23 protein-coding genes are annotated in these 26,372 nt (G+C 68.7%); 16 read left to right on the top strand and 7 right to left on the bottom strand.

Annotated features, from left to right (window positions below):
• The first annotated feature begins 27 nt into the window (after positions 1-27).
• The 4 genes from ITJ69_RS06075 to ITJ69_RS06060 all read left to right on the top strand — a co-directional run bounded on the left by ITJ69_RS06075 (position 28) and on the right by ITJ69_RS06060 (position 3,645).
• Positions 28-936, top strand: coding sequence for an alpha/beta hydrolase (locus tag ITJ69_RS06075; protein WP_323743009.1), 909 nt, complete (start codon positions 28-30; stop codon positions 934-936).
• Between the two features lie 60 nt (positions 937-996).
• Positions 997-1,596, top strand: a complete 600-nt coding sequence (locus ITJ69_RS06070) for a TetR/AcrR family transcriptional regulator (RefSeq protein ID WP_194672298.1) — start codon at positions 997-999, stop codon at positions 1,594-1,596.
• 117 nt (positions 1,597-1,713) lie between these two features.
• A complete protein-coding gene (locus tag ITJ69_RS06065; protein WP_194672297.1) occupies positions 1,714-2,613 on the top strand; it encodes an SDR family NAD(P)-dependent oxidoreductase in 900 nt (299 codons plus the stop codon).
• A gap of 87 nt (positions 2,614-2,700) precedes the next feature.
• Positions 2,701-3,645 carry an alpha/beta hydrolase gene (locus ITJ69_RS06060; RefSeq protein ID WP_194672296.1) on the top strand — a complete coding sequence of 315 codons (945 nt, stop codon included), beginning with the start codon at positions 2,701-2,703 and terminating at the stop codon, positions 3,643-3,645.
• 24 nt (positions 3,646-3,669) lie between these two features.
• Here the strand turns inward: ITJ69_RS06060 and ITJ69_RS06055 are convergent, their stop codons facing one another.
• Positions 3,670-4,374 (bottom strand): TetR/AcrR family transcriptional regulator C-terminal domain-containing protein, encoded by a 705-nt coding sequence (locus tag ITJ69_RS06055; RefSeq protein ID WP_194672295.1) that lies wholly within the window; start codon positions 4,372-4,374, stop codon positions 3,670-3,672.
• A gap of 112 nt (positions 4,375-4,486) precedes the next feature.
• Between ITJ69_RS06055 and ITJ69_RS06050 the strand changes: the two genes are divergently transcribed.
• From ITJ69_RS06050 to ITJ69_RS06040, 3 genes are all read left to right on the top strand, one after another.
• Positions 4,487-5,770, top strand: a complete 1,284-nt coding sequence (locus ITJ69_RS06050) for an MFS transporter (RefSeq protein ID WP_194672294.1) — start codon at positions 4,487-4,489, stop codon at positions 5,768-5,770.
• A gap of 35 nt (positions 5,771-5,805) precedes the next feature.
• Positions 5,806-7,800: a glycoside hydrolase family 3 protein gene (locus ITJ69_RS06045; protein WP_194672293.1), complete on the top strand. Its 1,995-nt coding sequence runs from the start codon at positions 5,806-5,808 to the stop codon at positions 7,798-7,800.
• 462 nt (positions 7,801-8,262) lie between these two features.
• The gene (locus ITJ69_RS06040; protein WP_194672292.1) at positions 8,263-9,147 is read left to right on the top strand and encodes a GDSL-type esterase/lipase family protein; all 885 of its coding nucleotides are present in this window, start codon (positions 8,263-8,265) and stop codon (positions 9,145-9,147) included.
• A 27-nt stretch (positions 9,148-9,174) separates the two neighbouring features.
• Here ITJ69_RS06040 and ITJ69_RS06035 read toward each other — a convergent pair whose 3' ends face one another.
• Positions 9,175-10,380, bottom strand: a complete 1,206-nt coding sequence (locus tag ITJ69_RS06035; RefSeq protein ID WP_194672291.1) for an alpha/beta hydrolase — start codon at positions 10,378-10,380, stop codon at positions 9,175-9,177.
• A gap of 126 nt (positions 10,381-10,506) precedes the next feature.
• On the opposite strand from ITJ69_RS06035, the gene ITJ69_RS06030 reads away from it, so the two are divergent.
• On the top strand, positions 10,507-11,115 hold the full coding sequence (locus tag ITJ69_RS06030) for a TetR/AcrR family transcriptional regulator (RefSeq protein WP_194672290.1): 609 nt from the start codon (positions 10,507-10,509) through the stop codon (positions 11,113-11,115).
• Here ITJ69_RS06030 and ITJ69_RS06025 read toward each other — a convergent pair.
• Positions 11,087-12,079 (bottom strand): carotenoid biosynthesis protein, encoded by a 993-nt coding sequence (locus ITJ69_RS06025; protein ID WP_194672289.1) that lies wholly within the window; start codon positions 12,077-12,079, stop codon positions 11,087-11,089. The two genes, ITJ69_RS06030 and ITJ69_RS06025, sit on opposite strands and share 29 nt — an antisense overlap.
• Before the next feature lie 166 nt (positions 12,080-12,245).
• Here ITJ69_RS06025 and ITJ69_RS20345 point away from each other — a divergent pair, with 166 nt between their 5' ends.
• Positions 12,246-12,851, top strand: coding sequence for a TetR/AcrR family transcriptional regulator (locus ITJ69_RS20345; RefSeq protein WP_323743007.1), 606 nt, complete (start codon positions 12,246-12,248; stop codon positions 12,849-12,851).
• An 18-nt stretch (positions 12,852-12,869) separates the two neighbouring features.
• On the opposite strand, the gene ITJ69_RS06015 is transcribed toward ITJ69_RS20345, so the two are convergent.
• Positions 12,870-13,706, bottom strand: a complete 837-nt coding sequence (locus ITJ69_RS06015) for a TetR/AcrR family transcriptional regulator (RefSeq protein ID WP_228505054.1) — start codon at positions 13,704-13,706, stop codon at positions 12,870-12,872.
• On the opposite strand from ITJ69_RS06015, the gene ITJ69_RS06010 reads away from it, so the two are divergent.
• Positions 13,705-16,131 (top strand): glycoside hydrolase family 3 N-terminal domain-containing protein, encoded by a 2,427-nt coding sequence (locus tag ITJ69_RS06010; protein ID WP_194672287.1) that lies wholly within the window; start codon positions 13,705-13,707, stop codon positions 16,129-16,131. The two genes, ITJ69_RS06015 and ITJ69_RS06010, sit on opposite strands and share 2 nt — an antisense overlap.
• Before the next feature lie 138 nt (positions 16,132-16,269).
• Positions 16,270-17,178, top strand: coding sequence for an SDR family NAD(P)-dependent oxidoreductase (locus tag ITJ69_RS06005; protein WP_194672286.1), 909 nt, complete (start codon positions 16,270-16,272; stop codon positions 17,176-17,178).
• A gap of 152 nt (positions 17,179-17,330) precedes the next feature.
• Here the strand turns inward: ITJ69_RS06005 and ITJ69_RS06000 are convergent, their stop codons facing one another.
• Together ITJ69_RS06000 and ITJ69_RS05995 are read right to left on the bottom strand one after the other, a co-directional pair.
• On the bottom strand, positions 17,331-18,662 hold the full coding sequence (locus ITJ69_RS06000; protein WP_194672285.1) for an MFS transporter: 1,332 nt from the start codon (positions 18,660-18,662) through the stop codon (positions 17,331-17,333).
• Between the two features lie 112 nt (positions 18,663-18,774).
• Positions 18,775-21,261, bottom strand: a complete 2,487-nt coding sequence (locus ITJ69_RS05995) for a glycoside hydrolase family 2 TIM barrel-domain containing protein (RefSeq protein WP_228505002.1) — start codon at positions 21,259-21,261, stop codon at positions 18,775-18,777.
• A gap of 141 nt (positions 21,262-21,402) precedes the next feature.
• On the opposite strand from ITJ69_RS05995, the gene ITJ69_RS05990 reads away from it, so the two are divergent.
• Complete coding sequence (locus ITJ69_RS05990; RefSeq protein WP_194672283.1) at positions 21,403-22,098, top strand: TetR/AcrR family transcriptional regulator C-terminal domain-containing protein; 696 nt, start codon at positions 21,403-21,405, stop codon at positions 22,096-22,098.
• 54 nt (positions 22,099-22,152) lie between these two features.
• Here ITJ69_RS05990 and ITJ69_RS20340 read toward each other — a convergent pair whose 3' ends face one another.
• The gene (locus tag ITJ69_RS20340; protein ID WP_323743006.1) at positions 22,153-22,731 is read right to left on the bottom strand and encodes a helix-turn-helix domain-containing protein; all 579 of its coding nucleotides are present in this window, start codon (positions 22,729-22,731) and stop codon (positions 22,153-22,155) included.
• 133 nt (positions 22,732-22,864) lie between these two features.
• On the opposite strand from ITJ69_RS20340, the gene ITJ69_RS05980 reads away from it, so the two are divergent.
• The 4 genes from ITJ69_RS05980 to ITJ69_RS05965 are packed head-to-tail and all read left to right on the top strand — an operon-like array spanning position 22,865 to position 26,360.
• Positions 22,865-24,130 carry a cytochrome P450 gene (locus tag ITJ69_RS05980; protein WP_194672282.1) on the top strand — a complete coding sequence of 422 codons (1,266 nt, stop codon included), beginning with the start codon at positions 22,865-22,867 and terminating at the stop codon, positions 24,128-24,130.
• A 39-nt stretch (positions 24,131-24,169) separates the two neighbouring features.
• Positions 24,170-24,361 carry a ferredoxin gene (locus ITJ69_RS05975; RefSeq protein WP_194672281.1) on the top strand — a complete coding sequence of 64 codons (192 nt, stop codon included), beginning with the start codon at positions 24,170-24,172 and terminating at the stop codon, positions 24,359-24,361.
• Positions 24,361-25,554, top strand: a complete 1,194-nt coding sequence (locus tag ITJ69_RS05970) for an NAD(P)/FAD-dependent oxidoreductase (protein ID WP_194672280.1) — start codon at positions 24,361-24,363, stop codon at positions 25,552-25,554. The genes ITJ69_RS05975 and ITJ69_RS05970 overlap by 1 nt, the downstream gene beginning before the upstream one ends.
• Positions 25,551-26,360, top strand: a complete 810-nt coding sequence (locus tag ITJ69_RS05965) for an HpcH/HpaI aldolase family protein (RefSeq protein ID WP_194672279.1) — start codon at positions 25,551-25,553, stop codon at positions 26,358-26,360. The genes ITJ69_RS05970 and ITJ69_RS05965 overlap by 4 nt, the downstream gene beginning before the upstream one ends.
• Positions 26,361-26,372 lie beyond the last annotated feature (12 nt).

Below are 26,372 nucleotides of genomic sequence, written 5' to 3'. Positions count from 1 at the left end.
CGACCGGTTTTCCCGCCCCCTTCGAGCGTGAGCGAGGCAGCACAGCAGTGGCTGCAGCTCCCGCCCTCCGAGCAGCCGATGCCCGAGCTCGACGACACCGCGGCCTGGCTGCAGTACATCGGACAGATCGACGCCTTCGTGCAGTCACGATTCCTGGACGCAACGCTCCCGGTGACGAGCCAGTCCGTCGACGTCCGCGGTGTCCCGACGTACATCGTCCGTCCAGCGGGGCTGCCCGAGTCCGACACCGGTCCGATCTACCTCAACCTGCACGGCGGCGCGCTCGTGCTCGGCGGGGGCGAACTCGCCGGCCTGATGGCCTCCGGTGTGGCGCTGAGCGCCGGCATGACGACGTGGAGCGTGGACTACCGGATGCCCCCGCTCCACCCGTACCCGGCCGCGCTCGACGACTGCATCGCCGTCTACCGCGCCCTGCTCGAGATCCGCCGTCCCGAGGAGATCTTCGTCGGCGGTGGTTCCGCCGGCGGGAACCTGGCTGCTGCGCTCATGCTCCGCGCACACGACGAGGGCCTCCCGATGCCCGCCGCACTCGTGTTGACCACGCCCGAGGTCGACCTCACCGAATCGGGGGACACCTTCCAGACGCTCGACGGCGTGGACAACATCCTCTCGAGCTGCCGGCAGCAGAACCTGCTGTACGCGGCCGGTCATGATCTGGCAGATCCCTACCTGTCACCCCTGTTCGGCGACGTTGCACACTTCCCTCCGACGTTCCTGCAGTCCGGCACGCGCGACCTGTTCCTGTCGAACACAGTGCGGATGCACCGAAAGCTCCGGAACGCCGGCGTCGAGGCCGAGTTGCACGTGTTCGAAGCCATGCCCCACGGCGGCTTCGGCGGCTCCGCTCCGGAAGACCAGGACCTCAGCGCCGAGATCCGACGTTTCGTCGACCGGCACCGCAGCGACGAACGCTGACACCGCCGACGGGAGGCGCGGTGCGGGCCCGCACCGCGCCTCCCGGCCCATACTCGGTACATGGCAGAAGCACGCCGCGGCAGACCGCGCAGTGAAACGGTGCAGCGCGCCATCCTCGAGGCGACACGGGCGGAGCTCGGCGAAGGCGGGTACGACCGGCTCTCGTTCGACCGGATCGCTGCGCGAGCCGGCATCGCGAAGCAGACCATCTACCGGAGGTACCCGTCCAAGAACGCATTGGTCGCGGACTTGATCCTGCAGGGGTTCTTCTTGCCGCCGCCGCTCCAGCCCGCTGCGCAGGGCGACGTCCACGACGACCTGCGTGATTGGGTGAGCCGCTTCGCGGAGTACAGCAGCGACCCCCAGACCGCCTCGCTCATCCGAGCTGCCACCGCGGCGTCCGCCGAGGACAACAGCGTCGCCGAACGGTTCCGGGACCAGGTCGACTACTCGACGAACGACACGCTGGCGGCCCTGCTGCGCGCGGGGGCGGCGGCCGGTCAGGTGCGCGCGGACACCCCGTCGGGCACCGTGGCGGAGATGGTCGTCGGCACCTTGGTCTACCGGCTGCTCACACGGCAGGAGCTCACTCCCGAGTTCCTGCAGGACCTGACCTCGGTCGTCTTCGACGGCATCGGACCGGATGGCCGTGGAGCCTGAATGCTCTCAGCAAGTGCACGGCTGAACGCCATGGACAGGTCAGGGTAATTACGCAACTATTAGTTGCGTAATTACCGTCGGCACCTCGCCGACGGAGACTCGAGAAGGAGAAGTTCCATGAGTGATCGGCTCAAGGGCAAGGTCGCCGTCGTGACCGGCGCCGGCAACGGTGTCGGCAAGGCGATGGCACTGTCGCTCGCCGCCCAGGGTGCCCGCGTCGTCATCAACGACCTCGGTACCACTGCCACCGGCACCGGCGTCAGCTCGGAAGCTGCGGATGCCGCCGTCGCCGAGGTCATCGCCGCCGGCGGAGAGGCCGTCGCCAACTACGACTCGGTCGCTGACCTCGCCGGCTGCGAGAACCTCATCAAGACCGCCGAGGACGCCTTCGGTCCGGTTGACATCCTGCTGGCGAACGCCGGTGCGGTGATGGCCGGCGGCATCGACTCCACGGACGAGCAGTACAAGAAGGTCATCGACCTGTTCCTCAACCAGAAGTTCTGGCTGTCCCGACTGGTCGTCCCCGGGATGGTCGAGCGCGGGTGGGGACGTATCGTCCTCACCGCGTCCGAAGGTGCCATGGGCGGCGTCGGTGCGCCCGTCTTCGCCGCTGGGATGGGTGCCACGATCTCGCTCGCGAAGGGACTCGCGACGGACCTCAAGGGAACCGGCGTCACGGTGAACGTGCTCTCGCCCGGCGCCTCGACGCGGACCTACGAGAACGCGCTGCCCGGGCTCGAGGCCGCGTACAAGGCCGGCCAGATGTCCGAGGAGATGTGGCTCCGCGCGAAGAAGGGTCCCGGCCCCGTGGACCACGTCCCGCCGATCGTCACCTGGGTCTGCACCGACGCGGCGGCGGACGTCACGGGGAAGGTCTTCCACTCCGCTGGCGGACGCATCAGCGTCTGGAGTGAGTACGAGGACCGGAACACGATCACCAAGGGTGACCCCGACGAGAACCCGCCGTACACGCTCGAGGAACTCGACGTCCTGGTCCCCGGTACCGTCCTGGCGTGAGTCACTGACCCCTGAGTGGGGTGTCGGTCGCCCGGCGCCCCACTCCTCGTTCCCGATCATGCAACGCGGCAGACCTCGGAGGAACCCATGCCACTGCACCCGTACTTCGCCCACCGTCTCGAAGCCGTCAAGCGCTTCCCGTCGATCGAGCAGGCGATGGCCGATCCGGCCACCGCCGCCCAGCTCGCCCAGGCGTTCCACGACGACCACACGCTCCCCGTGCCGACCGGCGAGGTCCGCGAACAGGAGATCCAGACCACGGTCGGCCCGGTCGCCATCCGGCTCTACCTGCCGACGTCCGCTGCCGACCTCGGACTCGTCTGGGTCCACGGCGGCGGGTTCGCCGGGGGCAGCATCGGGATGCCGGAGTCCGACACCGTCGCGCGTGAACTCGCGTTCGAGCACGGCATCCTCGTGGTCACTGTCGACTACGCCTTGTCGAACGGACAGGACGTCACCTACCCGATCCCGCACACGCAGGTGCGCGACGCTGTGGAGTGGGTCCGTGCGCACCGTACCGAACTCGGTCTCCCGGACCGGCCGATCGCCCTCGGTGGTGCGTCGGCGGGCGCGAGCATCGCGCTCGCGGCCACTGCGGAACTCCGTGACCGGGACGGGGGCGCCCCCGACGCGCTCGCCCTGGTGTACCCGTTGCTGTACCGCACACTCGTCGACGACTCGGCGATCGACGCCGAGCTCTCCGTCGAACTCGGCCCCACCCGGATGTCGCAGCGGATCGTCGACCAGATGTACGGTGCGTACACGGGTGGCGGGCAGGCTCCGCTCGCCGATGCTGCGGACATCGAGCTCACTGGTCTCCCGACCCTGCTGACCGTGGTGTCCGAGTACGACGACCTGCGGCCGGGTGGTGAGGCGTTCCACCGCGCCGCAGTGGGCGCCGGCGTCGACGCTGCGTTGTACCTCGCAGCAGGCATGCCGCACGGGCATCTCGATCGCACGCGCGAAGTGCCGGAGGTCAGTGGCACCGTCGCGACGCTCGCGGACTTTCTGCGGCGGGCAACGGCGGACTGATCGTGGTGGAGGGCCTCGCTCCGTTCAGACGATCGGGGCGAGGCGCTTCGCCATGCCGGCCATGTAGACGTCGAGTTCGAAGAGGAACTGTTCTTCGATGTCGCTCGGCCCGTTGAGGTCGTTGTCCATCATCCACCGGAACGCCTCGAAGCGATCGCTGTCGTCTGCTTCGAACGCGCGTCGGACCTCCGGACTCTGCGGGTGCTCGCCGATGCTCGACTCCATCACGATGTCGCGGCCCACCCCCATCGCGAAGCGGGTCAGGAAGACGAGCCCGCGGCTCGCAGTGAGGCGATCGAAGCCCGCGCGCAGCATGCTCTGCAGAACCTCTTCCACCGGTTCGAACATCGCCGTGTCCGCTCCGCCGATCCGGTAGTAGTGCGTCGGGGTGCCCGAAACGACGACGCTGTCCCGCACCGCGATCGCCCAGCGGCGCGTCATCTCGGTCCAGGGCAGCTCGGTTCCGGGTTCGCGAGACCCGTGTTCGCCGCGGAACGCTGCCTGGAAGTGGGATTCGAACACGTCCGAAGCGACGAGCCGGAGGAGGCCGTCCCGGTCCGTCACGTGGTAGTTGATCGTCTTCCGGTCGACACCGAGCTCGTCAGCGATCGCCTGCATGGTCAGCCGGCTCGGGTCGAGTGACTTGGCGACCGCGATGATCTGCGACCGATCGACCCGCCTCGGCCGGCCTTGCTTCCGAGTGGGCGCGTTCCCGTTCGGCTTCGGCATGGGGGGCTCCCTCGGTGGACTTGACCTTCGGCGGTCCCGAGTCTACAGTTCCCGCTCGGGGGAAAACAGTTCCCGCTCGGGAAAAACTTCCCGTCCGAACGAAGGAGTTCACATGACGCAGACCGAAGCGATCCCCGCGGTCGCTCTGACCCGGAGCCCGCGCGGGTACGTCCCGTCGGTCGCATTCGCGTCCTTCGGTCTCTTCCTGGCGCTGCTCGGTCCGACGATCGGTGGGCTTTCCGTCAAGGTCCAGAGTCTCGTCGGGCTCGCCGACGCTCCGGCTCGGCTCGGGCTCGTCACCGGCGTCGGACTCGCCTTCTCGCTCGTCACCCAGCCGCTCGCCGGGCGCCTCTCCGATCGGTCGATGTCACGATTCGGTCGTCGTCGGCCGTTCCTCCTCGTCGGGGTCGTCGGGCTGCTCCTCGCCCTCATCGGGTGTGGCGTTGCGCCGAACGTGTTCCTGCTGCTCGTCGCCTGGTGCGGCTGCCAGTTCTTCGGGAGCATCGCGCAGGCCGCGATGAACGCAACGGTCGCGGACCAGGTCCCGGTCGCGAAGCGAGGTGGCGTCTCCGGCATCCTGGGCGCGGCGACACCCGCCGGGCTCCTCATCGGCGCGGTGCTCCTCAACGCCCTGCCGAACGAGGTGCTCCGCTTCGTCGTCCCCGGCATCATCGCGGTCGTCCTGATGGTCGTCTTCACGGGTGTCCTCAAGGACCACGTCCGCACGCAGGAACCCTCGACGACACTCAACCTCCGCCAACTGCTGACGTCGTTCATCTTCGACCCTCGCAAACACCCCGACTTCGGGTGGGCGCTCCTCAGCCGTGGCCTGATCCTCGTCGCCTACGGCAGCGTGTCGACCTACCTGACCCTGTTCCTGGCGACCTCCTACGGCATGAACACGCAGGAGCAGCTGGCCTTCAACGCCATCGCCCAGATCATCGGGGTCGGCACGCTGATCGCGTTCAGCGTCGTCGGCGGCTTCGTCTCCGACCGAGCCGGGCGCCGCAAGCTCTTCATCGTCATCTCGGGACTCGTCATCGCCGTCGGCGTCGCCGGAACTGCACTCTCGCCGCTCTTCGGGCACAGCGGTGGACTCACCGTGCTGCTCGTGGCGCAGGCCCTGACCGGTGCCGGCGCCGGCTGCTTCTTCGCAGTCGACCAAGCGATGTGCCTGTCCGTCCTGCCGAATCCCGACGACACCGCCAAGGACCTCGGGATCCTCAACGCCGCCGGTGCTCTGCCGGGGGCGTTGGCGCCCCTCCTCGCCGGCCTGGTCTTCATCCCACTCGGCAACGCGCTCTTCGACGGCGGCTACACGCTCTGGTTCGCGGTCGGTGCCGCGATGGCGATCGCCGGTTCATTCGTCGTCCTCCGCATCCGCCAGGTCCGCTGACCTGCCCTCCTCCTCCCCGCACGAAAGGCACCATCATGACCACCGACCACCCGTACCAGGACGCGACCCGCTCCATCGAACAGCGCGTCGAAGACCTGCTCTCCCGCATGACGCTCGAGGACAAAGCGGCGCTGATGTTCCACCCGATCCTGCCGTTCGGCGACTTCGACGGTGACGGCCTGTTCGGCCTGCCGAACGCGCGGACCCTGCTCGACCGGGGGATCACCCACTTCAACATCCTGCAGGCACCCTCGGCCCGCGAGATCGCGGAGTGGACGAACGCCGTCCAGGCCGAGGTCGCGAAGTCGCCGCTCGGGATACCGGTCACGTTCTCCACCGACCCGCGACACTCGTTCAGCGACAACCCCGCCACGTCGTTGCTCGCCGGCCCGTTCTCCCAGTGGCCCGAGATGCTCGGCTTCGGAGCGCTCGACGACGAGGCTCTGGTCGAGCGCTTCGCCGACGTGATCCGCCGCGAGTACCTCGCCGTCGGTATCCGCACGGCCCTGCACCCGCAGGTCGACATCGCCACCGAACCGCGGTGGTCGCGGGCGAGCACCACGTTCGGCTCGGATGCCGACATCGTCGGACGCCTCGGCGCCGCGTACGTCCGCGGCCTCCAGGGCGCCGAGATCGGCGTGGGGTCGGTCTCCGGCATGGCGAAGCACTTTCCTGGTGGCGGACCCCAGAAGGACGGCGAGGACCCGCACTTCTCGTACGGCCGGGAGCAGGTCTACCCGGGCGACATGTTCGAGTACCACCTGGAGCCGTTCAAGAAGCTCATCGCCGCCGGCGTCTCGCAGATGATGCCGTACTACGGGATGCCCGTCGGAACCGAGTTCGAGGAGGTCGGCTTCAACTTCAACAAGGTGATCCTCACCGACATCCTCCGCAACCAGCTCGGCTTCGAGGGGATCATCTGCACCGACTGGGGCATCGTGTCGCGGCAGTTCTGGGGTGTCGAGGAGCTGACCGAGGAAGAGCGGATGATCAAGTCCATCGACGCCGGTGTGGACCAGTTCGGCGGCGAGACGGAACCGGCACGGCTGGTCGGGCTCGTCCGCGACGGCCACATCACCGAGGCGCGGCTCGACGAGTCGGTGCGACGCCTGCTCCGTGAGAAGTTCCGCCTGGGACTGTTCGAGCAGCCCTACGTCGACGTGGCAGCGGCAGAGGCGACCGTCGGGTCCGCTGAGTCCCGGCAGCTCGGCCTCGAGGCGCAGGCGCACGCACAGACCCTGCTCAAGAACGACACGGGGACTGCGAAGCTGCCGCTCGCGCCCGACACGAAGGTCTACGCCGAGGGCATCGACCCGAAGGTGCTCCGCAAGTGGGCCTCTATCGTGTCGACCCCGGAGGAGGCCGACGTGGCCGTGCTCCGCGTGGTGGCGCCCTGGGAGGTCCGTGGTGAGCCCGGGGACCTGGAGAACTTCTTCCACGCCGGCTCGCTCGACTTCCACCCCGCGGAGCTCGAGCACATCCGAACCGTCGCCGCGACCGTGCCGACGATCGTCGACGTCTACCTGGACCGGCCTGCGATCGTCGCGCCGTTCCTGGACGACGTCGCTTCGCTGATCGTCAACTTCGGCTCGCACGACGACGCCTTCGTGCAGGTCCTCTTCGGTGCGCTGGAGCCGCTCGGCAAGCTGCCGTTCGAACTGCCCTCTTCGATGGCGGCTGTCCTCGCCAGCCGCGAGGACGTCCCCTCGGACACCGATGACCCGACGTTCGCCTTCGGGTTCGGCCTGCGCTACCAGGACTGGACGCAGGCGGTCCCGCCCTTCCGGGACGCGGCGGAGGCCGAGGTCGAGTCGACGCAGCGCTGGGACCTCGACCGGTCTCCGCTCAGCGAGATCCTCGCCGATCCGGAGAGCCGGACCATCATCCACCGGCACCTGCCGGAGCTGGTCGACAACCCGATGATCGCGATGGCCGGCGCGATGTCCCTCAACGCCGTGCTCGGCATGGCCGCGTCCAACGTCGACCCCGCCGTGCTGGACGAGCTCAAGGGCGAGATGGCAAGCCTCTGACCGTCCTTAGAGCGAACGAACCGGGTCGGCCACCACTCGAAGGGGGGTCGGCCCGGTCATCGCACCTCATCAGCGAGGAGTACCCATGCGCGACGCGACTCTCCCCGCGGCAGGCGTGCCGCACCCCGGCCGCGGGAGCCGAGGGTGAGCGTCCGGGGTGTGGCCCTCCGGGGGCTCATCGGCAGGTACGTCGACACGGGACAGTCTCGGGGCGAGTCGACCCTTCCCGGCCACTTGGCGATCGTGGGGGCTGACCAAGCGGTGCTCGGGAACTGGAATGAGTGGTTCCCAGGGACGAGAACGAGAGTCGTCGGAGAGCGGCTCCGAACGGTCGGCGAACTCACACATCTGCTCGGTCAGGTCGTCGATCCGAGCGCGATCGTGCTCCTCCCCGGACTGACCGAGGTCTCGGGGCGACGGCTGCGCGATCGTCCGGATCGTTCCGACGCTGACGTGGCCGCCATGATCCGGGTTGCCACGGAGCGTGCGCGAGCGGCGCCGACGCTCCTGGTCGGTGTCCCCGCGGCACTCGAGGACTCCGCCCCGGCACGGTGGAACCGCTTGCTGGAGCATCGGTGTCGTGAAGCCGGAATCGGCTTCATCGAACCGTCCGTCCACGACGACCGTCTCGCTCCCCGGACCGTCCTCGGTATGACCGCGTGGTCGGCCGAGACCTACGCAACGGTCGCCTCGGCCGTCGCTTCCGCCCTCGGATTCACCGTCGGGGTCGCTCGTGGGGGCCGGGCAGGAGCGCTGCGGGGTGGATTGACTTCCCGGGCTGCACAGCTCCGGTCCGAGCACTTCCAGATGCTCCCGTCACCCGCCGGCAGGGCGGTCGTACTCGGAGACAGCATCACGGAAGGCGGTTCGTGGAGCCGTTGGCTCCCGGGCGTCGATGTGGTGAACCGTGGCGTCGGCGGCGATCAGATCGCCGATGTGCTCCGCCGGCTGGACACGGCCGTCGACCAGCCGACGGTGGTCTCACTGCTCATCGGGACGAACGATCTGGCGCACGGCGGGGACGGGGCCGGTGTGGACGCGATCGTCGGACGATTCGGCGACTTGGTGCTCGAGATCACCCGCCGGACCTCGGCGCCCCTGATTGTGAACAGCGTGATGCCGCGCCAGCGTCGCTTCGCGCAGCGCATCACGCTCCTGAACACGCACCAGCGCGCAGTAGCCGACGAGTACGGTGCTCGCTGGATCGACCTCTGGCCCACCATGGCCACCGCGGGAGGGGCGATCCGACGCGAGCTCAGCACTGATGGGCTCCACCTCAATGCCGCCGGGTACGAGGCCTGGGCTCGCGAGCTCGCGCCGGCGATCGCCGCGGCGCTGTCCCCTTGAGGGCACGCACCGCGGCGTCGGCCGTGCTCAGTCCAGGAGCCCCTGGTCCTCCAGCCACGCTTCGGTGATCCCGAGACGGAGCTGCTTCCCGAGCGGCGCGAGGTCGAACACGTGTTCCGCGTGCGGGACCTTCACCAGGGAGACGTCGACGCCCGCTCCACGCGCCTCGTCGACGAAGCGGTACGCGCCGATCGGTGGGACGAGGTGGTCGCTGGTCGCGGCGAGCACGAGCGTGGGGGGCGCCTCAGGCGTGATGTAGGTCGTCGATGCGACGGACCGGTACCGGTCGGGGTACTCGGTCGGGGTGCCGCCGAGGTACTTTGCGACGCCCTTCGAAGCGGGTCCGAGGAGCAGATCGTCGTTGTCGTAGAACGAGACAGGATCGACCGCGGGGTAGGCGGTTGCCACAGCGGAGACCTTCGGAACGGTTCCAGCACACGACGGCTCCGAGGACCCGGAGTCGGCTCGGTACGATGCGTTGATCGCGAGGTTCCCGCCTGCAGAATCCCCGATCACCGCGAATCGGGAGATGTCGCCGTTGTAGTCGGCGGCGTGGTCGCCGGCCCAGACCATCGCGCACTCTACTTGGCGGACCGCTGTGTTCCACTCGTGCTTCGTGTCGCTCGACAGTGAGTAGTCGACGCTGAGCACGAGCCAGCCGTGGTCGGCGTACCACCGCTTGTCGCCGCTGTCGTCCGTTGCCGACCCGCTGATCCATCCGCCGCCGTGCACGAACATCACGACCGGCGCAGTGCCACTGCTGCTGCGGGGGGCTGATGGCTTCCAGACGGCGACGTCGAGCGGGGATCCGTCCGCGCGGGCGTAGACGTGCGTGTCGTCCGGGGCGGACGCCGCCACGGGCGAGGCGAACGGGTTGACCGGTGCGCCGTTCGCACTGCCGACGGCCATGAGCTGGCCGGTGATCACGACAGCGCCGATCGCGGTCGCGCCGGTGATCGCGAGGAAGGCCACGCGCCACGCGGCACGGCGTCGGATGACGAGCCAGATACAGGCGGCAGTACCGACCAACGCCGCGACTGCGATCCAGGCTGCGTAGCCGGAGAGTGTTGAACCGACCAGGCCGACTCCCGGGATGCCGGGCACGAACGCGCCCAGGACGATGAGCCCGATGAGCACGACGAGCACCGCGCCCACGACGAGCAGGAGTTTGCGCCAGCCTCTTGTCGGGGGCCGTTGCGCCTCGGTGGACTGGTGGTGCTCTCGGTGTTCCATGCGCCAAGTTCCCTTCTCAGGCGACGTGCTTTTACACGACACGTTGTCATCTCAATAGTGACATCATGTCTAACAAAACTGAGAAGGGACTATGAGCCGGAGCCCGGAGACCGGCAGTATGAGGACATGCCCAAGATCCGCGCTGCGACCGTCGCCGAGCACCGTGCCCAGACCGGGGCGGCGGTGCTCGACGCGTTCGAAGACCTGCTCGCAGAGAAGGGGTACGACGCGCTCACCCTCGGTGACGTCGCAGCCCGCGTCGGGGTGTCACGCGCAACGGTGTACAACTACGTCGACGACAAGTCGGCGCTCCTCATGGCGGCGGCGGAGCGTGCAGGGCGTCGTCTCGTGGACTCCGTCGACGTCGCGATCGCGGGCTCGCCAGCCCCCGTCGGGGAACGACTCGACATCGTGGTGCGCGTCGTGATCGTCGTCCTCGCGAAGGACGCACGGAGTCTCGACCTCCTGCAGATCCGCCCCGAGTCGTTCCGAGAACTCGACCGGACGCGGGCGACAGCTCCCTTCGAGGACGTCAGGAACCGACTGTCCGGGATCATCGCCGATGGGGTGTCGCAGGGCGTGTTCGTGCCGCACGACGATCCCGATCTCGCTACCGATCTGATCCTCGGCGTGGTCCAGTCCGCCATCCAACGGCTGATCGCAGCGCCGAGTGCTCCTGATCACGTCGTCGACGCGGCCTCCCGGTTCATCGCCCGGGCGCTCGCGCTGCACTGAGGTCGGGAGTTCGCAGTTGGTGGTCGTTGACTTCGGATGTCGCGCGCGTGGATCGGATCACGAACAGTGCGAGCACCGCTTCCATGACCACCGTCCCGAGGATCTCGAGCCAGAGGATCTCCCAGTCACCGCCGGCGAGCGTGAAGCCGAGGTTGATGACCGGGAACGCGCCGAGCGCAGCGAACACTGGCCAGTGCGTGCGCACGGACAGTCCCGGGCGCATCCTGCCGCGCCAGAACAGCGCGAAGAGAACAGGCGGAACAACCAGGGACAGGCCCAAGCCGACCCATTCGAAGGCGGTTCCCGCTGGCAGGACCGGTGAGAACATCAGGAGCATGCTCGTCAACGGCGACATGGTGAGGCCGAGTGCGACGACAGCGGCGATGATCGGGTACACGACACCAACCCACGGCTTGTAGCCCGACCGGCGGTGCCAGGCGCGCCCCAGGAGTGCGGTGACCGCTGCCCACCCGATGATGGCCATCCACCCGGTGAAGTTCTTCACCGGTTCGTCGTAGATCTGCACCCACCCGTCGCCGAGGTTCCACCACCAACGACTCACCGTTCCCTCGAGTGTCGAGAACCGCTGGTGCACCGAGACCGGGTCCAGGGTGAAGTCCGCGACCACGGCGAGCCACCCGGCCCCGAGCGGCTTCAGCCAGGACGGTACGTGTGTGTACTCGAACAGTTTCAGCGCGGAGTACAGCACCAGGTACTCGAAGAGCGGCACGGAGATCGGCACGTTGAACAGCATCAGCATCGAGTGCCCGTAGCCGTACAGCCCGATCACGGTCGCGAAGTTCTCGTACACGGCGCTGTCCAGCACGGTGAACGCCACCATCTCCATGATGCGCGCCACCGGTTGCGCCTCCGTCTTGATGATGAAGAACACCACCGCGAGTGTCGCCGCGTAGATCAGGACGTCCTCTGTCACCCAGACGGGTTGGAACGTGAACGGGCCCATCGTCGATCTCCTCCGTCATGACGTACACCAGAACAGTTCGATGCACTATTGCATTGAATACGACTTCGTATCGAGTGTAGGAGCGAGAGCATCGTTACGCTAGGCCCGGTGGAGGATGAGGGCGATGACGACGGACGCGAGCAAACGGCCCCTTCGTCGTCGCGCCGTGACACGTGATCGCCTGCTCGACGGTGCGTTCGATCTGTTCGCGGCACTCGGCACCGCCGCCTCCTCGGTCGACGCGATCTGCGAGGCTGCTGGGTACACGCGGGGTGCCTTCTACTCGAACTTCGCTTCGAAGGACGAACTGTTCGTCGCGCTCGTCGACCGCGAGTTCGACCGTCGGATCGAGCACATCCGTTCGGCGATGATCCCGGCTGATCCCGGGCCGGCGTCCGAGAGCATCGACGCTCTCGCCGAGCTCATCGAACCACTGTTCCCCGACCATGCCGACGACCGTCGATGGGTCGTCGTCCGCTCTGAGCTCCAACGGTACGCGTCGGCGTCGGCGTCGGCCGGAGCGGTGTTCGCTGAACGTCGCGACGAGATGCTGGAGCGCCTGGCGGAGCGCGTCGCCGTCATCGCCGCGCGTGCAGACGTCGCGCTCGTCCTGCCCGCCGTCGAGGTGGCACGCGCTGCGGTCGCCGTCTACTACGAGGGGGTGGCCGACGCACTCCTGGACGAGAGCCTGGGACGTCCGCCCGCCCAGCGGGCCACGCAAGCCGAGCGTGTGGCGGCGGTCGTTCGTGGTCTCAGCGCTCCACTGCGGTGATCCGGACGGTGCGGCGGGTCAGGCTTGCTCGCGCAGCTGGGCGTCCAGACCGGCGATGAACACGCGGAGCGCGAACTCGAAGTGCGAATCGTTCCCGAGCGGATCGAGTTCCAGCAAGCGACGGAGACCCGGGGCTTCGGATTCGGACTGGGTGGCGAGGAAACGGGTGAGCTCCGGCCCCTGCGGGTGTGTGCCCCGCGCCACCAGGATCTCGTTCTGCGCCGTCGCGTGCACGATCTCACTGACGAACGCGACGGCATGGGCCACGGTTTCGTCGCTGAAGCCGGCCTCCAGCATCTTCTGGATCGTGCCTTCGACGGGGGCGAGCGCCCGGGCGTCCGCACCGAGGGGGAGCCGAACGTAGAGCGCGAGTGTCGCGTGTTGCAGGAGTGCGGCGTGCACACTCCGCGCGTAGGTCCGGACCCATTCGCGCCAGTCGTCGCTCTCCGGGTGTCGGTACCCGGCAAGTGCGGAGTCGAGCGTGGCGGAGGCGACGATGGCGAAGAGTTCGTCCCGGTCGGCGAAGTGGTAGTTGATGCTCGACCGGTCGACGCCCAGCCGATCCGCGACGGCCTGCATCGACAGCTCGTCGAGGGGGAGCCCCTGTGCGGCCTCGATGATCGATGCGCGAGAGATCCGCGGTGGGCGCCCTCGACGCGGTTTCGGCGCAGCCGTCGTTCCGTCCGCCATGGCGATCCTCTCGTGCTCGATCATTCTGCCCGACCTGAGCGTTCCCTTCGTGCGCTTGCCGCGTCGGGATCTCCAGGCTACGCTTTTTCCACGCCCGTGAGTAAATACGAGCACCGACAACGAAGTCCCGCTGCGCCGACGCGCACCAGAGAGGAATCCGGCCATGTCCGACACCAACTCCTTCCGCAATGCGTCCCTGCCCCCCGGAGAGCGTGCTGCGCTGCTGCTCGCCGAGATGACGATCGAGGAGAAGGCCCAGCAGCTCACCTGCATCCAGCCGCAGTCCGTCCTCGCCGTCGGTGCGCTCAACCCGGAGACCGCCGGGGGCGTCCTCGGCAACGGCATCGGACAGGTCGCCCCGCTCACCTCGACCGGTGGGACGACGCCGCAGCAGGTGGCGAACGAGATCAACCTCATCCAGCGACACCTCGTCGAGAACACTCGCCTCGGTGTCCCCGCGGTGTTCCACAACGAGGCGATCGCCGGCACGCAGGCGCCCGGGCACGTCGTCTTCCCGACGGAGAGCGGTGTGGCCGCGACCTGGAGCCCTGAGCTGAGCCACCAGATGGGTGACCTGGTGCGGACGCAGATGCGTCGCCTCGGCCTGCGGCAGGCACTCGGCCCGCAGTTCGACGTCGCACTCGAGCCACGCTGGGGTCGCGTGCACGAGACCTACGGTGAAGACCCGTACCTCGCCTCGGCCTTCGGCACCGCGTACGTGTCGGGCCTCCAGACGGACGACCTGGCCAACGGCGTCGTCGCGACCGGGAAGCACTTCCTCGGGTACGGCGCGTCCGAGGGGGGATTGAACTCCTCGAACGTCGAGGCCGGCTCCCGACGGGTCCGCGACGTGTTCGCGCGCCCGTTCGAGGCGGCGATCCACGTCGCCGGGCTCCGGTCGGTCATGAACACCTACTCCGAGGTGGACGGCGTCCCCGCGGCGATCTCGTACGAGCTGCTCACGACGCTGCTGCGCGACACCCTCGAGTTCCAGGGCTACGTCTCGTCGGACTACATCTCCTTCCAGCACGTCGTCCAGCGTGCGAAGGCCGCGGTCGACGCTGCCGAAGCGGGTCGTCTCGGCATCGAGGCGGGCCTCGACCTCGAGCTGCCGACCCCGTGGTCGTACGGGGCCACCCTGGCCGAGGAAGTGCGCGCAGGCCGGGTCGACGAAGCTCAGGTCGACGTCTCGGTCCTCCGGCTCCTGACGACGAAGTTCGAGCTGGGGCTGTTCGAGCAGCCGTACGCGCAGGAGCACATCGACATGGACGCGGTCCGCACCGAGGGCTACGACATCGCGAACGAGATGGCAGACCGTGGGGTCGTCCTGCTGCAGAACGACGGGATCCTCCCGCTCGACCTCGCGAAGCAGCCGCGGGTCGCCGTCGTGGGTCCTCACGCGAACGCAGCGTCGCTGCAGTACCCGGCGTACACCTTCCCGGCGGCTCGCGAGGTCGGGCTCTTCATGGCGGCGGGTGGCTTCAACAACATGGTCGGCGTCGAGGAGCACCTCCCGGCGGCCGACCCCTCCAACAAGAAGCCCCTCGAACAAGAGGACTGGGTGCGCAGCGAGTACGGTGTCCGCGGACTGTCCGAGGAGCTCGCGGCGCTCGGCGCTTCGGTCGTCGCGGAGCCGGGGACGGCGCTCCTCTCGGAGCTCGAGGACGGCGCGTTCGAGCGCGCAGTGGATGCTGCCCGGGACGCCGACGTCGTCGTGCTCGCCGTCGGCGGCGGGAGCAAGTGGTTCCAGGGCGAGCGGACCGAGGGCGAGGCGAGCGACTCGCTCAGCATCGAGCTCCCGGAGGTCCAGCGTCGACTGATCGACGCCGTCGCGGCGCTCGGCAAGCCGACGGTCGCGGTACTCGTCGTCGGCCGACCGACGCTCTTCCCGGAGTCGCTCCTGCAGGCGAACGCGATCGTCACCGCGTCGTTCAACGGCGTCGGCGGAACCCGCGCACTGGCACGGGTCGTCGCCGGGGCGGTCAACCCGAGCGGCAAGCTGCCGTTCACGATCCCGCGGTCGCAGGGGCAGATCCCGATCTTCCACCACCAGCGGTCGGCGAGCGGCTACCGCAGCCACACGCCGTTCGGGAACCACTACATCGACGGACCGGCGACCCCGCTGTTCCCGTTCGGCCACGGCCTCAGCTACACGTCGTTCGAGATCGCCGACGTGGCGGTCACCCCCGACGCCATCACGACCGACGGCGAGGCGACCATCTCCGTGAGTGTCCGCAACAGTGGCGACGTGGCGGGCGCCCAGGTGCTCCAGCTGTACATCCGCGCGAACACGAGCGGGGTCACCCGGCCGGAGCAGCAGCTCGAGGGATTCGCCCGGGTCGCACTCGAACCGGGCGAACAGCAGCGGGTGACGTTCACGTTGCCGGCAGCACAGCTCGGCTACACGAACGCCCGCGGCGGCTTCTCGGTCGACCCCGGACGGGTCGACGTGTTCGTCGGGGGCTCCTCGGACGACACCGCGGTCACCGGATCGTTCGTTGTCGAAGGTGCATCGCGGCCACTGAAGTCGAGCGAGCGCAGCTACTTCTCGACGGTGCGCGTCGACGCGGGGGCGACCTCGTCCCACTGAGGCACGCGAAGGCCCGTCCGGTCACGGTGACCGGGCGGGCCTTCGGCGTTCCCGGAAACTCCCAGTCGCCTCCGAGAGGTATTACGCGACAATTGGTCTCGTAAGTCCAACGATGGATCGACACGAACAGGAGTCCTCATGAGCAAGCGTCTCGACGGCAAGGTCGCACTGGTGACCGGTGCAGGGAACGGCATCGGGAAGGAGATCGCCCTCAAGCTCGCCGAAGAAGGAGCGTCCGTCGTCGTCAACGACCTCGGCACCGACGTCGGCGGCGAGGGGAAGAGCTCGGCAGCGGCCGACGGAACAGTCGCGCTGATCACCGCAGCCGGCGGTCGCGCAGTGGCGAACTACGACTCGATCGCAGATCCTGAAGGCTGTGTCCGTGCGGTCGCCACCGCGAACGACACCTTCGGCTCGTGCGACATCGTCGTCGCGAACGCCGGGGCGCTCGTCACCGGGTCCCTCGCCGGCATCCAGGCCGATGACGACTCCTGGTACAAGCTCCTCAACCTCTACCTGGGACAGAAGTTCTGGCTGTCGCGTGCTGCCGTGCCCGGCATGCTCGAGCGCGGGTGGGGGCGTGTGGTCTTCGCGACGTCGGAGATCGCCCGCGGCACCCAGACCAACCCGCTCGGCGCGGCGGTGCTCAACGGCGGGATCGGCATGGCACACGACCTGGCGAACACGTACCGCGACAGCGGTGTGACGTTCAACTGCTACGCGCCGGGTGCTGCGACGCGCACCTTCGACCTGTACAAGGACGAGATGGACGACGCCCTGCGTGCCCAGGGCGTGCCGGAGGACGACTTCGGCAGCTTCTACCTGCCGCCCGCGGACCGGATCGCCCCGATGGTGACGTGGCTCTGCACGGACGCCGCGGCGGGCGTCTCCGGCCAGGTGTTCTCGGTCAAGGGCACCGAGGTCACCCGCTGGACCCACGAGGCCGACGGCCCGTCCCTCGTCAAGCAGGACGACCCGCGTGGCATCTGGAGCCTGGACGAGCTGGACGCTGCGGTTCCTGACGCACTGCTGGCGACCGACGTCTGATCACGCGTCCGGTGCGGTGAGCGTTCGCACATGACGGACGGGAGGCACGGTGCGGACCCGCACCGCGCCTCCCGTCCGTCGTGACTGGACACCAAGACGCCGCTGGCCGGCCCCCGTGCGGGACCGGCCAGCGGCGTTCGCCGTCTCCTGGGTCAGCGGACGGAGCGGATGAACACCACGCAGCCGGAGGCGAGCGCGCCGGCGGCGATGACGAGGAAGAACACCAGCCCGTACCCGGTGGCGGCGACGAGGCCGCCGGCGAGCGCAGGGGCGATGATGCTGCCGACCGAGCCGGAGACGTTGAGGATGCCGAGGTCGCGTCCCGCGTGGGTCTTGCTCGGGATGACCCGCGTCATCAGCACGCCGTCGACCGAGATGTACGAGCCGAAGGCGAGCCCGGTGAGGATGAACCCGATGAAGGCTCCGGGGATGCTCGGCACGAGTGCGAGGACGAGCGCCGCCGGGATGAACAGCAGGGACGATGCGATCACGAACGGCTTGAGCCGGCCGAACCGGTCGACGGCGAGTCCACCGAGGATCGCCGCGACGGCGAGGGCGATCGTGCTGAACGGGATGATCTGCGCGAGCACGAGGCTCGCGTCGTGCGTCGAACCGGCACCGAAGTAGTCGCGCAGGGAGTACAGCTGCAGACCGGTCGCGAGACCGTACGCCATGAACGCGAGCCCACGAGCGGCGAAGGTCCACCAGTAGTCCGGGTGGCTCTTCGGCGTCGGGAACATGTGCTTCGCCTTGACCACGGCGCCGTTCTCGTACACGACCTCCTTCACGGGGGCTGGCTCGTCGCGGGTGAAGAACGCGAAGAGGGCGCAGAACACCACGAGCTGGATCGCGAGCTCGACGAAGCCGATGAACACCGTCGGTGCGAGTGAGGTGACGGCGATGCCCAGGCCGGCGCCCACGAGCGCCATCAGACTGTTGATGCTGGAGATGCGCCCACGGGAGCGGATCGGGACCCGCTCCGGGATGACGGCGCTGGTGGCGGCGAGGACGACGCCGACGGGGATGGTCGCAACTGCTGCGAGCACGACCAGGGCCGGGATGCTCGGTGACGACCCCAGGGCGATGAGCGCGATCGCGCCGGCCACAGCACCGATCAGGACCCAGAGGTTCCGACGCCCGAGGAACCGCGTGCGGGTGCGGTCGGACAGGAGCCCGCCGATCGGCGCAGCCAGCAAGTACGTGATCCCCGAGATGGACAGTGCGAGGCCGAGGACCGCGGCCTGGCTTGCCTCGTTCGCCCCCGAGAAGCCCGCGATGAGCTTCGCGAGCAGCGCGCCGTTCACGCCGCCGGAGACAGCGGAGATGCTGAGGCTCGCGAGCGGGTAGAGGACCCAGAGGCGACGCTGCATGTCCTCCGGTTCGTCCGAGAGACCGATCGACCCGGTCGGGTCGTCGACGGTCACCGGCTGACCGACGCCGAGCAGCGTCGGTTCGTTGATCGGCAGGTTCTTCTCCTGTGGCATCTGCGTTCCTTCATCATCGGAGGTGCGTGATCGGGTATTTTTCCACGTGCGTGGAATAGTAGGTCGAGCGGGGCTCGGGGTCAACGGCCGATGCGGTCGTTGCGGTGTTCCGTCAGGTTCGTGTGAGGGTGTCGCTGGTCGAGACGGCCTCGACGGCGGGGATCGTCACGCTGACCGGCTCGCACCCTGCCGCGGAGACGGTCACCGTGACGTCACCCGACTCGTGCTGCGCGCGGAGGACGGCCTGCGCGCGGCCGAAGAACGTGCGGTGGGTGTCGCTCGCGAACGCCTCGGTCGTGATCGCCTCGGCACTGCCGAGTCCGAGCAGTGTGGCCGGCCCGTCCACCGTGACGGTGACGCTGCGGTCGGCGAGGGGCTTCACGATGCCGGCGGCGTCGGTCAGCAGGATGGGGACGTAGAGCAGGTCCGCCCCGTCGGCGCGGATCTCCGAGGTCTCCGGCTCGACGTGGAGCTCGAGGTCGCGTCCGGCGGTCACGAGCGTCTCGCGGCCGATCTCGGTACCGTCCGCCGCGTAGGCGACGGCGGTGAGTGAACCGGGCGCGTAGGGGAGCGTGAACTTCGTCAGGTAGAGGTCGTCGCGGCCGCCGGGCGCTGTGCCGACGACACGGCCGTCGAGGAGGAGTTCGACGCGGGCGGCGTCGGCGTAGACCTCGACGGTCGCTTCGCGCCCTTCGCAGCCGGCCCAGCTCCAGCTCGGGACGGAGTTCGTCGCCCGCCAGCCGGTGTTCACCACGGTCTCGCCCGAGTGGTTGACGGGTTCGACGGCCAGGTGCGGCCCCTTGGTGAGGTGCCAGGCGATCTCGTTGAGGTACGACTGGCTCTGCCGGAAACCGGTGATGTCGATCACGGGCTCTGCCGCGAGCAGGGCGGGGTACGGGTGGTAGATCGAACGCTTCTTCGTGCCGTACTGCTTCGACGCGATCCCCGCCTCGCCGATGTAGTCCCAGCCCGTCCAGGCGAAGTCGCCGATCACGTGCGAGTGCCGCTCGACCTGCGGCCAGATCTTCGCGGTCAGCGCTGCGCGCGTCTCGCTGCCGACGATGACGCGGTGGGGGTGCAGTCGTCCGTCCAGCTTGTAGCGGCCGACCATGTAGTTGTACCCCGCGACGTCGACCTCGGCGAAGACGTCGCGCGTGCGCTTGTCGACGGCTGGCAGACGGACGATCCGGTCGAGCATCTTGTCGAGGATCCCGATGATCAGGTTGAGGACACGGATCAGGTTGCGGTTCGGGTTCTCGTCGCTGTTCTTCGCCTTCTCCTGCTGGGCCGCGATCTTCGCGTCGTCCTGGGGTGCGATCAGGTTCAGGAACCCGTTGATGCTGTTCGTCGAGAGTCGCGTCGGGTCCAGTTCGCGAACCCGCTTGGCGAGCGTGCGGTTCATCTCGACGCCGCGAGGCGTCACCGTGTCGGAGATCTCGTTGCCGATGGAGTACATGACGACCGAGGGGTGGTTGTACGCGTTCGCCACGAGGGCTTCGAGGTCACGCTCCCACCACTCCTCGAAGTGCTCGCTGTAGTCGTGCTTCACCTTGGGTCGGAACCAGGCGTCGGTGAGTTCGTCCATCACCAGCACGCCGTGGCGGTCGCATGCGCGGAGGAGTGCTCGGGATGCCGGGTTGTGCGCGCTCCGCACGGCGTTGAACCCGGCGGCCTTGAGGAGGCGGATGCGCCGGTCCTCGGCTGCGTCGAGCGTGTGTGCGCCGATGACGCCGTTGTCGTGGTGGATCGCCGAGCCGCGCATCTTCACCGTGACACCGTTGATGCGGAGGCCGTTCTTCGGGTCCGCGCTGAGGGTCCGGACGCCGAAGTCATCCGTGACGGTGTCGAGGACGGCGTCGTCGTCGAGGACGGTGACGGTCGCGACGTTGAGCTGGGGGGACTCCGGGCTCCACAGGTCCGCACGGGGGATCGACACCTGCTGCCGGACCGTCGTGTCGGACTCCGGCCCGAACTCCAGGTCGTCCGCAGCGGTCGCGACCGTCGTGCCGTCCGGGCCGGCGATCGTGGCGACGATGCGGAGCGTCCGCGTGGTCGGCTCCGGGTTGTGGATCGTCGTCGCGATGCTGACGGTCGCAGTGGTGCCGACCAGGCCCTCGGTGGCGAGCCGCAGCCCGGTGGGGAGGACGTGGGTCCGGTCGCCGACGAGCAGGTGGACCGGGCGGTAGATCCCGCTGCCCGTGTACCAGCGGCTGTTCGGTTCGTCGGTGTTGTCCGACACGACCTCGACGGTGTTCTCGGATCCGTACTCGAGCAGGTCGTCGAGGGTGACGTGGAAGAGCGCGTAGCCCGACGGGCGGTACGACGCGAGGGTGCCGTTCACGAAGACGCGCGACCGGTGGTGGACGCCCTCGAACTCGAGCACGACCGTCTTGTCGGCCCATTCCGCCGGGGCGGTGAACGTCTTCGTGTAGCGGTACTCGCCGCCGGGGAAGAAGCCCGTGTTGCCGCCGTTCTTCGTCTTGGCGTCGCGCTGCTCGAAGAGCATCGCATCGTAGGGCAGTGTCACCGGTCCGACCGGGGGCGTCGAAGCGCCCTCCTTCTGCACGGTCCATCCTCGATCGAATGACTCCCGGATCATCTGAACTCCCTCGTCCTGCGCACTCGTTCCGTGTTTCACGCCCGTGAAACACCTTTCACGTGCGTGAAACTGTAGGGTGATCACCTCGGTACGTCAACCCCAGGACGTCACCCTCGGTACGTCGAGATCGGATGGAGCGCCATGACGCAAGCAGCGGCGGACGGAGTGCGGCCGACGGGGAAGCGACGTGGGGGGCCCGCGCGGATCGATCGGGCCGCCATCGTCGAGGCGGCTCGGGGGATGGCGCCGAAGGACGTGACGATGCAGGCGATCGCGAACGTGCTCGGCGTCGACCGGACCGCGATCAACTACCACGTCTCCAACCGCGACGGGCTCCTCCAACTCGTCGCAGCGGACGTGTTCGAGGAGCAGTTCGAGTCCGTCGTCCTCCTGGAGGAACACGGTTGGGAAGTCGTTCTCCGCGCCTGGGCCTCCGCGGTGCGGAACAGCATGGTGGAGACGGGGGTGCTCGCCAACTACTACCGGATCAGCGGCGACAACCTCGCGGTCCTGCGACCTGCTGAGACGGTCCTGCAGTCGATGCTGCGCGCCGGGTTCGACGAGGAGTTCGCCGACCGAACGCTCGTGTTCGTCACCAACTTCGCGATGGCCGCCGGTCGGGACGCGGTGATGGTGCGTGCGCCTGAGGGGCACCCGCAGGCGCCGGAGCTCCGACGCGCGCTCGAGGAGCACCTCGACGAGGGCGGCTACGAGGCGATCCGACGCATGGCCGAGACCGGACTCAATGCGGCGGGCGACGTGGATCGCCAGTTCGCGTTCGAGGTGGACCTCGTCGTCGCCGCGGTGGCAGCGCGGTCGTCGGCCCGCACCGCGTAGACACCCCGTTCAGCGATCGGGTGCGGGGTGGGGCGCAGTCGGCGCGGATGCCCGCTACCGGCCGACTCCGCGGCGCAGCTGGCGCAGCGACTCTGCGATGATGCGTTGCGTCTCCGCGTGGCTGGTCCCGGCGCGGGCGAGCGGGATGACGTTCGAGTACAGGCCCTGGAGTGAGAGCGCCAGGACATCGACGTCGACTCCGTCACGCAGGGCACCCGACGCTGAGGCTTCGGAGAGCGAGCCGCGGATCCTCTCGAGGAGCTGGTCCACGCTCGCGAGCCTGCGGCCGACGTGTCCTTCGAGAGCGCGGTAGAGCGCCTGCACGTTCTCGAGGTCCGCGTAGAAGAGATCGACGCACCCGAGGTAGAAGTGTTCGACCCGGTCGAGGGGTGCCTCGTCCGCGAGTGAGTCGAGCAGTGCGTGCCACCGGTCCGCGATCCGTTGGCCGTACACCTGGTTGACCAGGTCCGCCTTGCTCTCGGCGTAGAGGAACACCGTCCCCTGTGCCACCCCGGCACGTGCGGCGACGTCGCGGATCGTGAGTGCCGCAACGCCCACCTCGTCCAGCAGTTCGCTCGTCGCGCGGAGCACGGACATGCGGCGGGCCTCGCTCATCTCCGCTCGGGTCGCCACCTGGCCGATGGTAGTCGGACCTGCGTGATCGCCGTGGCACTTGACGCGGCGTCCGATGCGGGCGTAGCGTCCTGTCACGGTTTCAGTGAGCGCGTTCAGTGAACGTGTTCATCGTCTTGATGAGGAGACACGAATGACACTGATCGATGGCTTCGATCCGGCATCGCCCGAGGCGCTCACGAATCCGCTCGAGTACTACCGGTGGCTGCGCGACGAGCACCCGATGTACTACGTCGAGGCCTACGACATGTGGTTCGTCTCCCGGTTCGAGGACATCTGGACCACGATGGGCGACTCGACGCTCGGGCTGCACGGTCGCGAAGTCACGCACATGAACACGTCGCAGCTCGTGGTCCACAACCACGGGGCCGTTCCCCCCGATCGCGCCGACCAGGTCGCCGGCTTCCCGAGCGTCGACCCGCCGGCACAGGGGACGCTGCGCGGCCTCGTGAACCAGCCGTTCCGACCGGGTGCCGTCGGTCGTCTCGAGGCGTGGTTCCGGGACATGGTGCGAACCGAACTGCAGGACGTCCTCGCGCAGGGGACGTTCAACCTCACCGACGCGCTCGGGCAGTGGGCGGCTCGGACGATGGCGCGGATCGCGGGCATTCCGCCCGAGACGGCGCCGCGCATCCGGGAGCTGATCAACGACGCCTCCGACCAGACGGGCGATCCAGGCCACGAGTTCGACCCGACCGGAATGGGAGAGATCTACCAACTCCTCCTCGGCATCGTCGGGGAGCGGCGTGCAGCGGGAGCGGACGGAACCCTGCCGTTCATCGACAAGGCCATCAGCGGCATGTTCGGCGGTCGCCCGCTCACCGATGCGCAGATCGTCAACCAGCTCATGTCCCCGCTCGCCGGCGGCGTCGAGACCGTGCCCAAGGTCGCAGCTCACGGGCTGTGGGAGCTCTCCAAGCGCCCCGATCAGCTCGCCGCGGTCCGCGCGGACCTCGCGGCCAACGCCGGGCGGGCGTTCGAGGAAGCCGCGCGGTTCTGCGGACCGGCGCAGTCCTTCCACCGCACCGTGACCGAGCGTGTCGAGGTCCTGGGCGAGACCCTCGAGCCCGGTCAGCGCGTCGCGTTCGTCACCGCGTCCGCCGCACGCGACCCGCGTGAGTTCGCGGACCCCGACGAGTTCCGCTGGGATCGCGAGATCACCCGCACGCTGGCGTTCGGCCAGGGCGACCACTTCTGCATGGGCATCCACCTCGCTCGCATGGAGGGTCGCGTGCTCCTGCAGGAGTTCCTCGCCGTGGTCGAGGAGTTCGAGATCGACGAGGCGAACGCGCGCAGGACGGCGTCGACGTTCCAGCAGGGGTGGGACCACCTCCCGGTGGTCATCCGGGCGTACCGCGACCTCGGCGGCCGACTCGTCCGCCCGGAACCCCGCGGCTGACGGCCACGGGCGAAGGAAACCAGAGAAAGGGAACCCGCCATGAAGACCAAAGTGTTCTGGGACCTCTGCGAGGGCAACGGCGTCTGTGTCGCTGCGGCTCCGAAGATCTTCGACATCGACGACGACGACAACCTGATCGTGCTCGACGAGAACCCGCCGGAGGAGCAGCGCGCCGCACTCCAGGCGGCGGTGCGCATCTGTCCGAAGCGCGCGCTCGCGATCGAGGACTGATGGCAGAGCCATCGCGGATCGTCGTCGTGGGTGCGTCCCTCGCCGGTCTCTCGGCGGTGCGGTCGCTCCGCGCCGAGGGGTTCACCGGATCGATCGCAGTCATCGGCGACGAGGTGCACCCCCCGTACGACCGGCCGCCGCTGTCGAAGGGCTACCTGGCATCATCCGACACCCACCCGGACCTCGGGTCGGCGGAGCTCGAGGACGTCGAGTGGATCCTCGGGAAGGGCGTCGTCGGGCTCGACTCCGCCGCTCGCGTGCTGCGGTTGTCCGACGGCTCGGCAGAACACTACGACGGCCTCGTCGCCGCCACGGGTACGACGCCTCGTGTGCTGCCCGACGGAGACAAGGCCGGTGTACACACAGTCCGGACGCTGGACGACTCCGTCGCGCTCCGGGCGGCGATGAACTCGGGACGACCTCGGGTCGTGCTGGTCGGAGGCGGGTTCGTCGGTGCCGAGGTCGCATCCGCTTGTGTCGACCGCGGCCTCCCCGTGACGATCGTCGAGCGGGCGGATGTCCCGTTCCGACGGGTCCTCGGCCCCACCGTCGGCGCCGAGCTCGGCCGCCTCTACGTCGACCGCGGCGTCGACCTCCGCCTGGGCCGGTCCGTCCGGCGGTTGCTCGGTGACGACCGGGTGACCGGTGTCGAACTCGACGACGGGTCCGTCGTCGACGCCGACATCGTCGTCCAGTCGATGGGGGTCACGCCGGCGACGAGCTGGTTGGCGGACTCCGGGCTCGACATCGACGACGGCGTGGTCTGCGACGAGACGCTGCTGGCAGCACCCGGCATCGTCGCGGCCGGCGACGTCGCCCGGTGGCCGAACCGACGGCTCGGTGAGTTCCGCCGGGTCGAACACTGGGAGCACGCCATCACGAGCGGCGAGCACGCTGCCCGGACGCTCCTCGGCCGCGCGGAGCCGTACGACATCGTCCCGTGGGTGTGGTCCGACCAGTTCGGCTTCAAACTGCAGTTCGTCGGTTCGAGCATCAGCCACGACGAGGTCGTCCTCGACTCCACGCTGGCCACCGACGGCAAGATGCTCGCGCTCTACCGCCGCGGCGATCGACTCGTGGCGGCGTGCGGGATCCGGCGGAACAAGATCGTCCTGGGACTCCGTGAGCGGATTGGCCTGCCCGGTTCCTGGGCGGCCGCACTCGAGCAGATCGCTGGGAGGCTCGCAGCATGAGCAACGATTCGCCGTACTCGTCATCCCCGACTGCAGCCGACGCGCCGACGAACCCCGTGCGCCAGGTGATCGCAGCGCAGGGAACCATCATCGGGCCATGGGTCCTCACGAAGGATCCGGGCACCGTCGCGGTGCTCGCAGCGACCGCGGTCGACTTCCTCGTCTTCGACTGTCAGCACGGCCCGCACGACCTCGCGACCGTCGGGCCGCTCTTGCGCGCAGCCGCAGCGCAGGGCAAGCCCACGCTCCTCCGCGTGCCGTCCGCCGACTCGTGGATCATCATGCGAGCGCTCGACCTCGGCGCTGCCGGCGTGATCGTCCCGATGGTGAGCAGTGCGGCCGAGGCGGAATCGGCGCGTGCCGCGACCAGGTACCCCCCGCTCGGCGAGCGGTCCTACGGTCCGCTGCAGCCCGCGCCCGGCGACGTCTTCGATCCGCAGGACGGTCCGATGATCTTCGTGATGATCGAGAACGCGTCCGGGCTCGACGCCGTTCGCGAGATCGCCGCGATCGACGGAATCGACGGGTTGTTCATCGGCCCGGTCGACCTCGCGCTCGGAATCGGGGCGATGGACGACGGTGATCTGCGGGGTGCCCTCGCCTCGCCACTGCTGGCCGAGGCCACGGCCGCGATCGCCGCGGCGGCCTCCGCCAGCGGCAAGCTCCTCGCCGGCGCGGTCTTCTCACCCGACCACGCCCGCGGCATGGCCGGAGCAGGGATGCGCCTCCACGTCCTCGGAACGGACGCCGGATGGCTCACCACCGCTGCGGCCGAGCTCGTCCGCCTCGGCGACGAGCTCCGCTGATCGCTCCGGCAA

The sequence above is a fragment of the Curtobacterium sp. VKM Ac-2887 genome (genome assembly GCF_015350935.1).
In the GTDB taxonomy this organism is placed as follows: domain Bacteria; phylum Actinomycetota; class Actinomycetes; order Actinomycetales; family Microbacteriaceae; genus Curtobacterium.
This window is presented reverse-complemented; position numbering and strand designations above follow the sequence as displayed.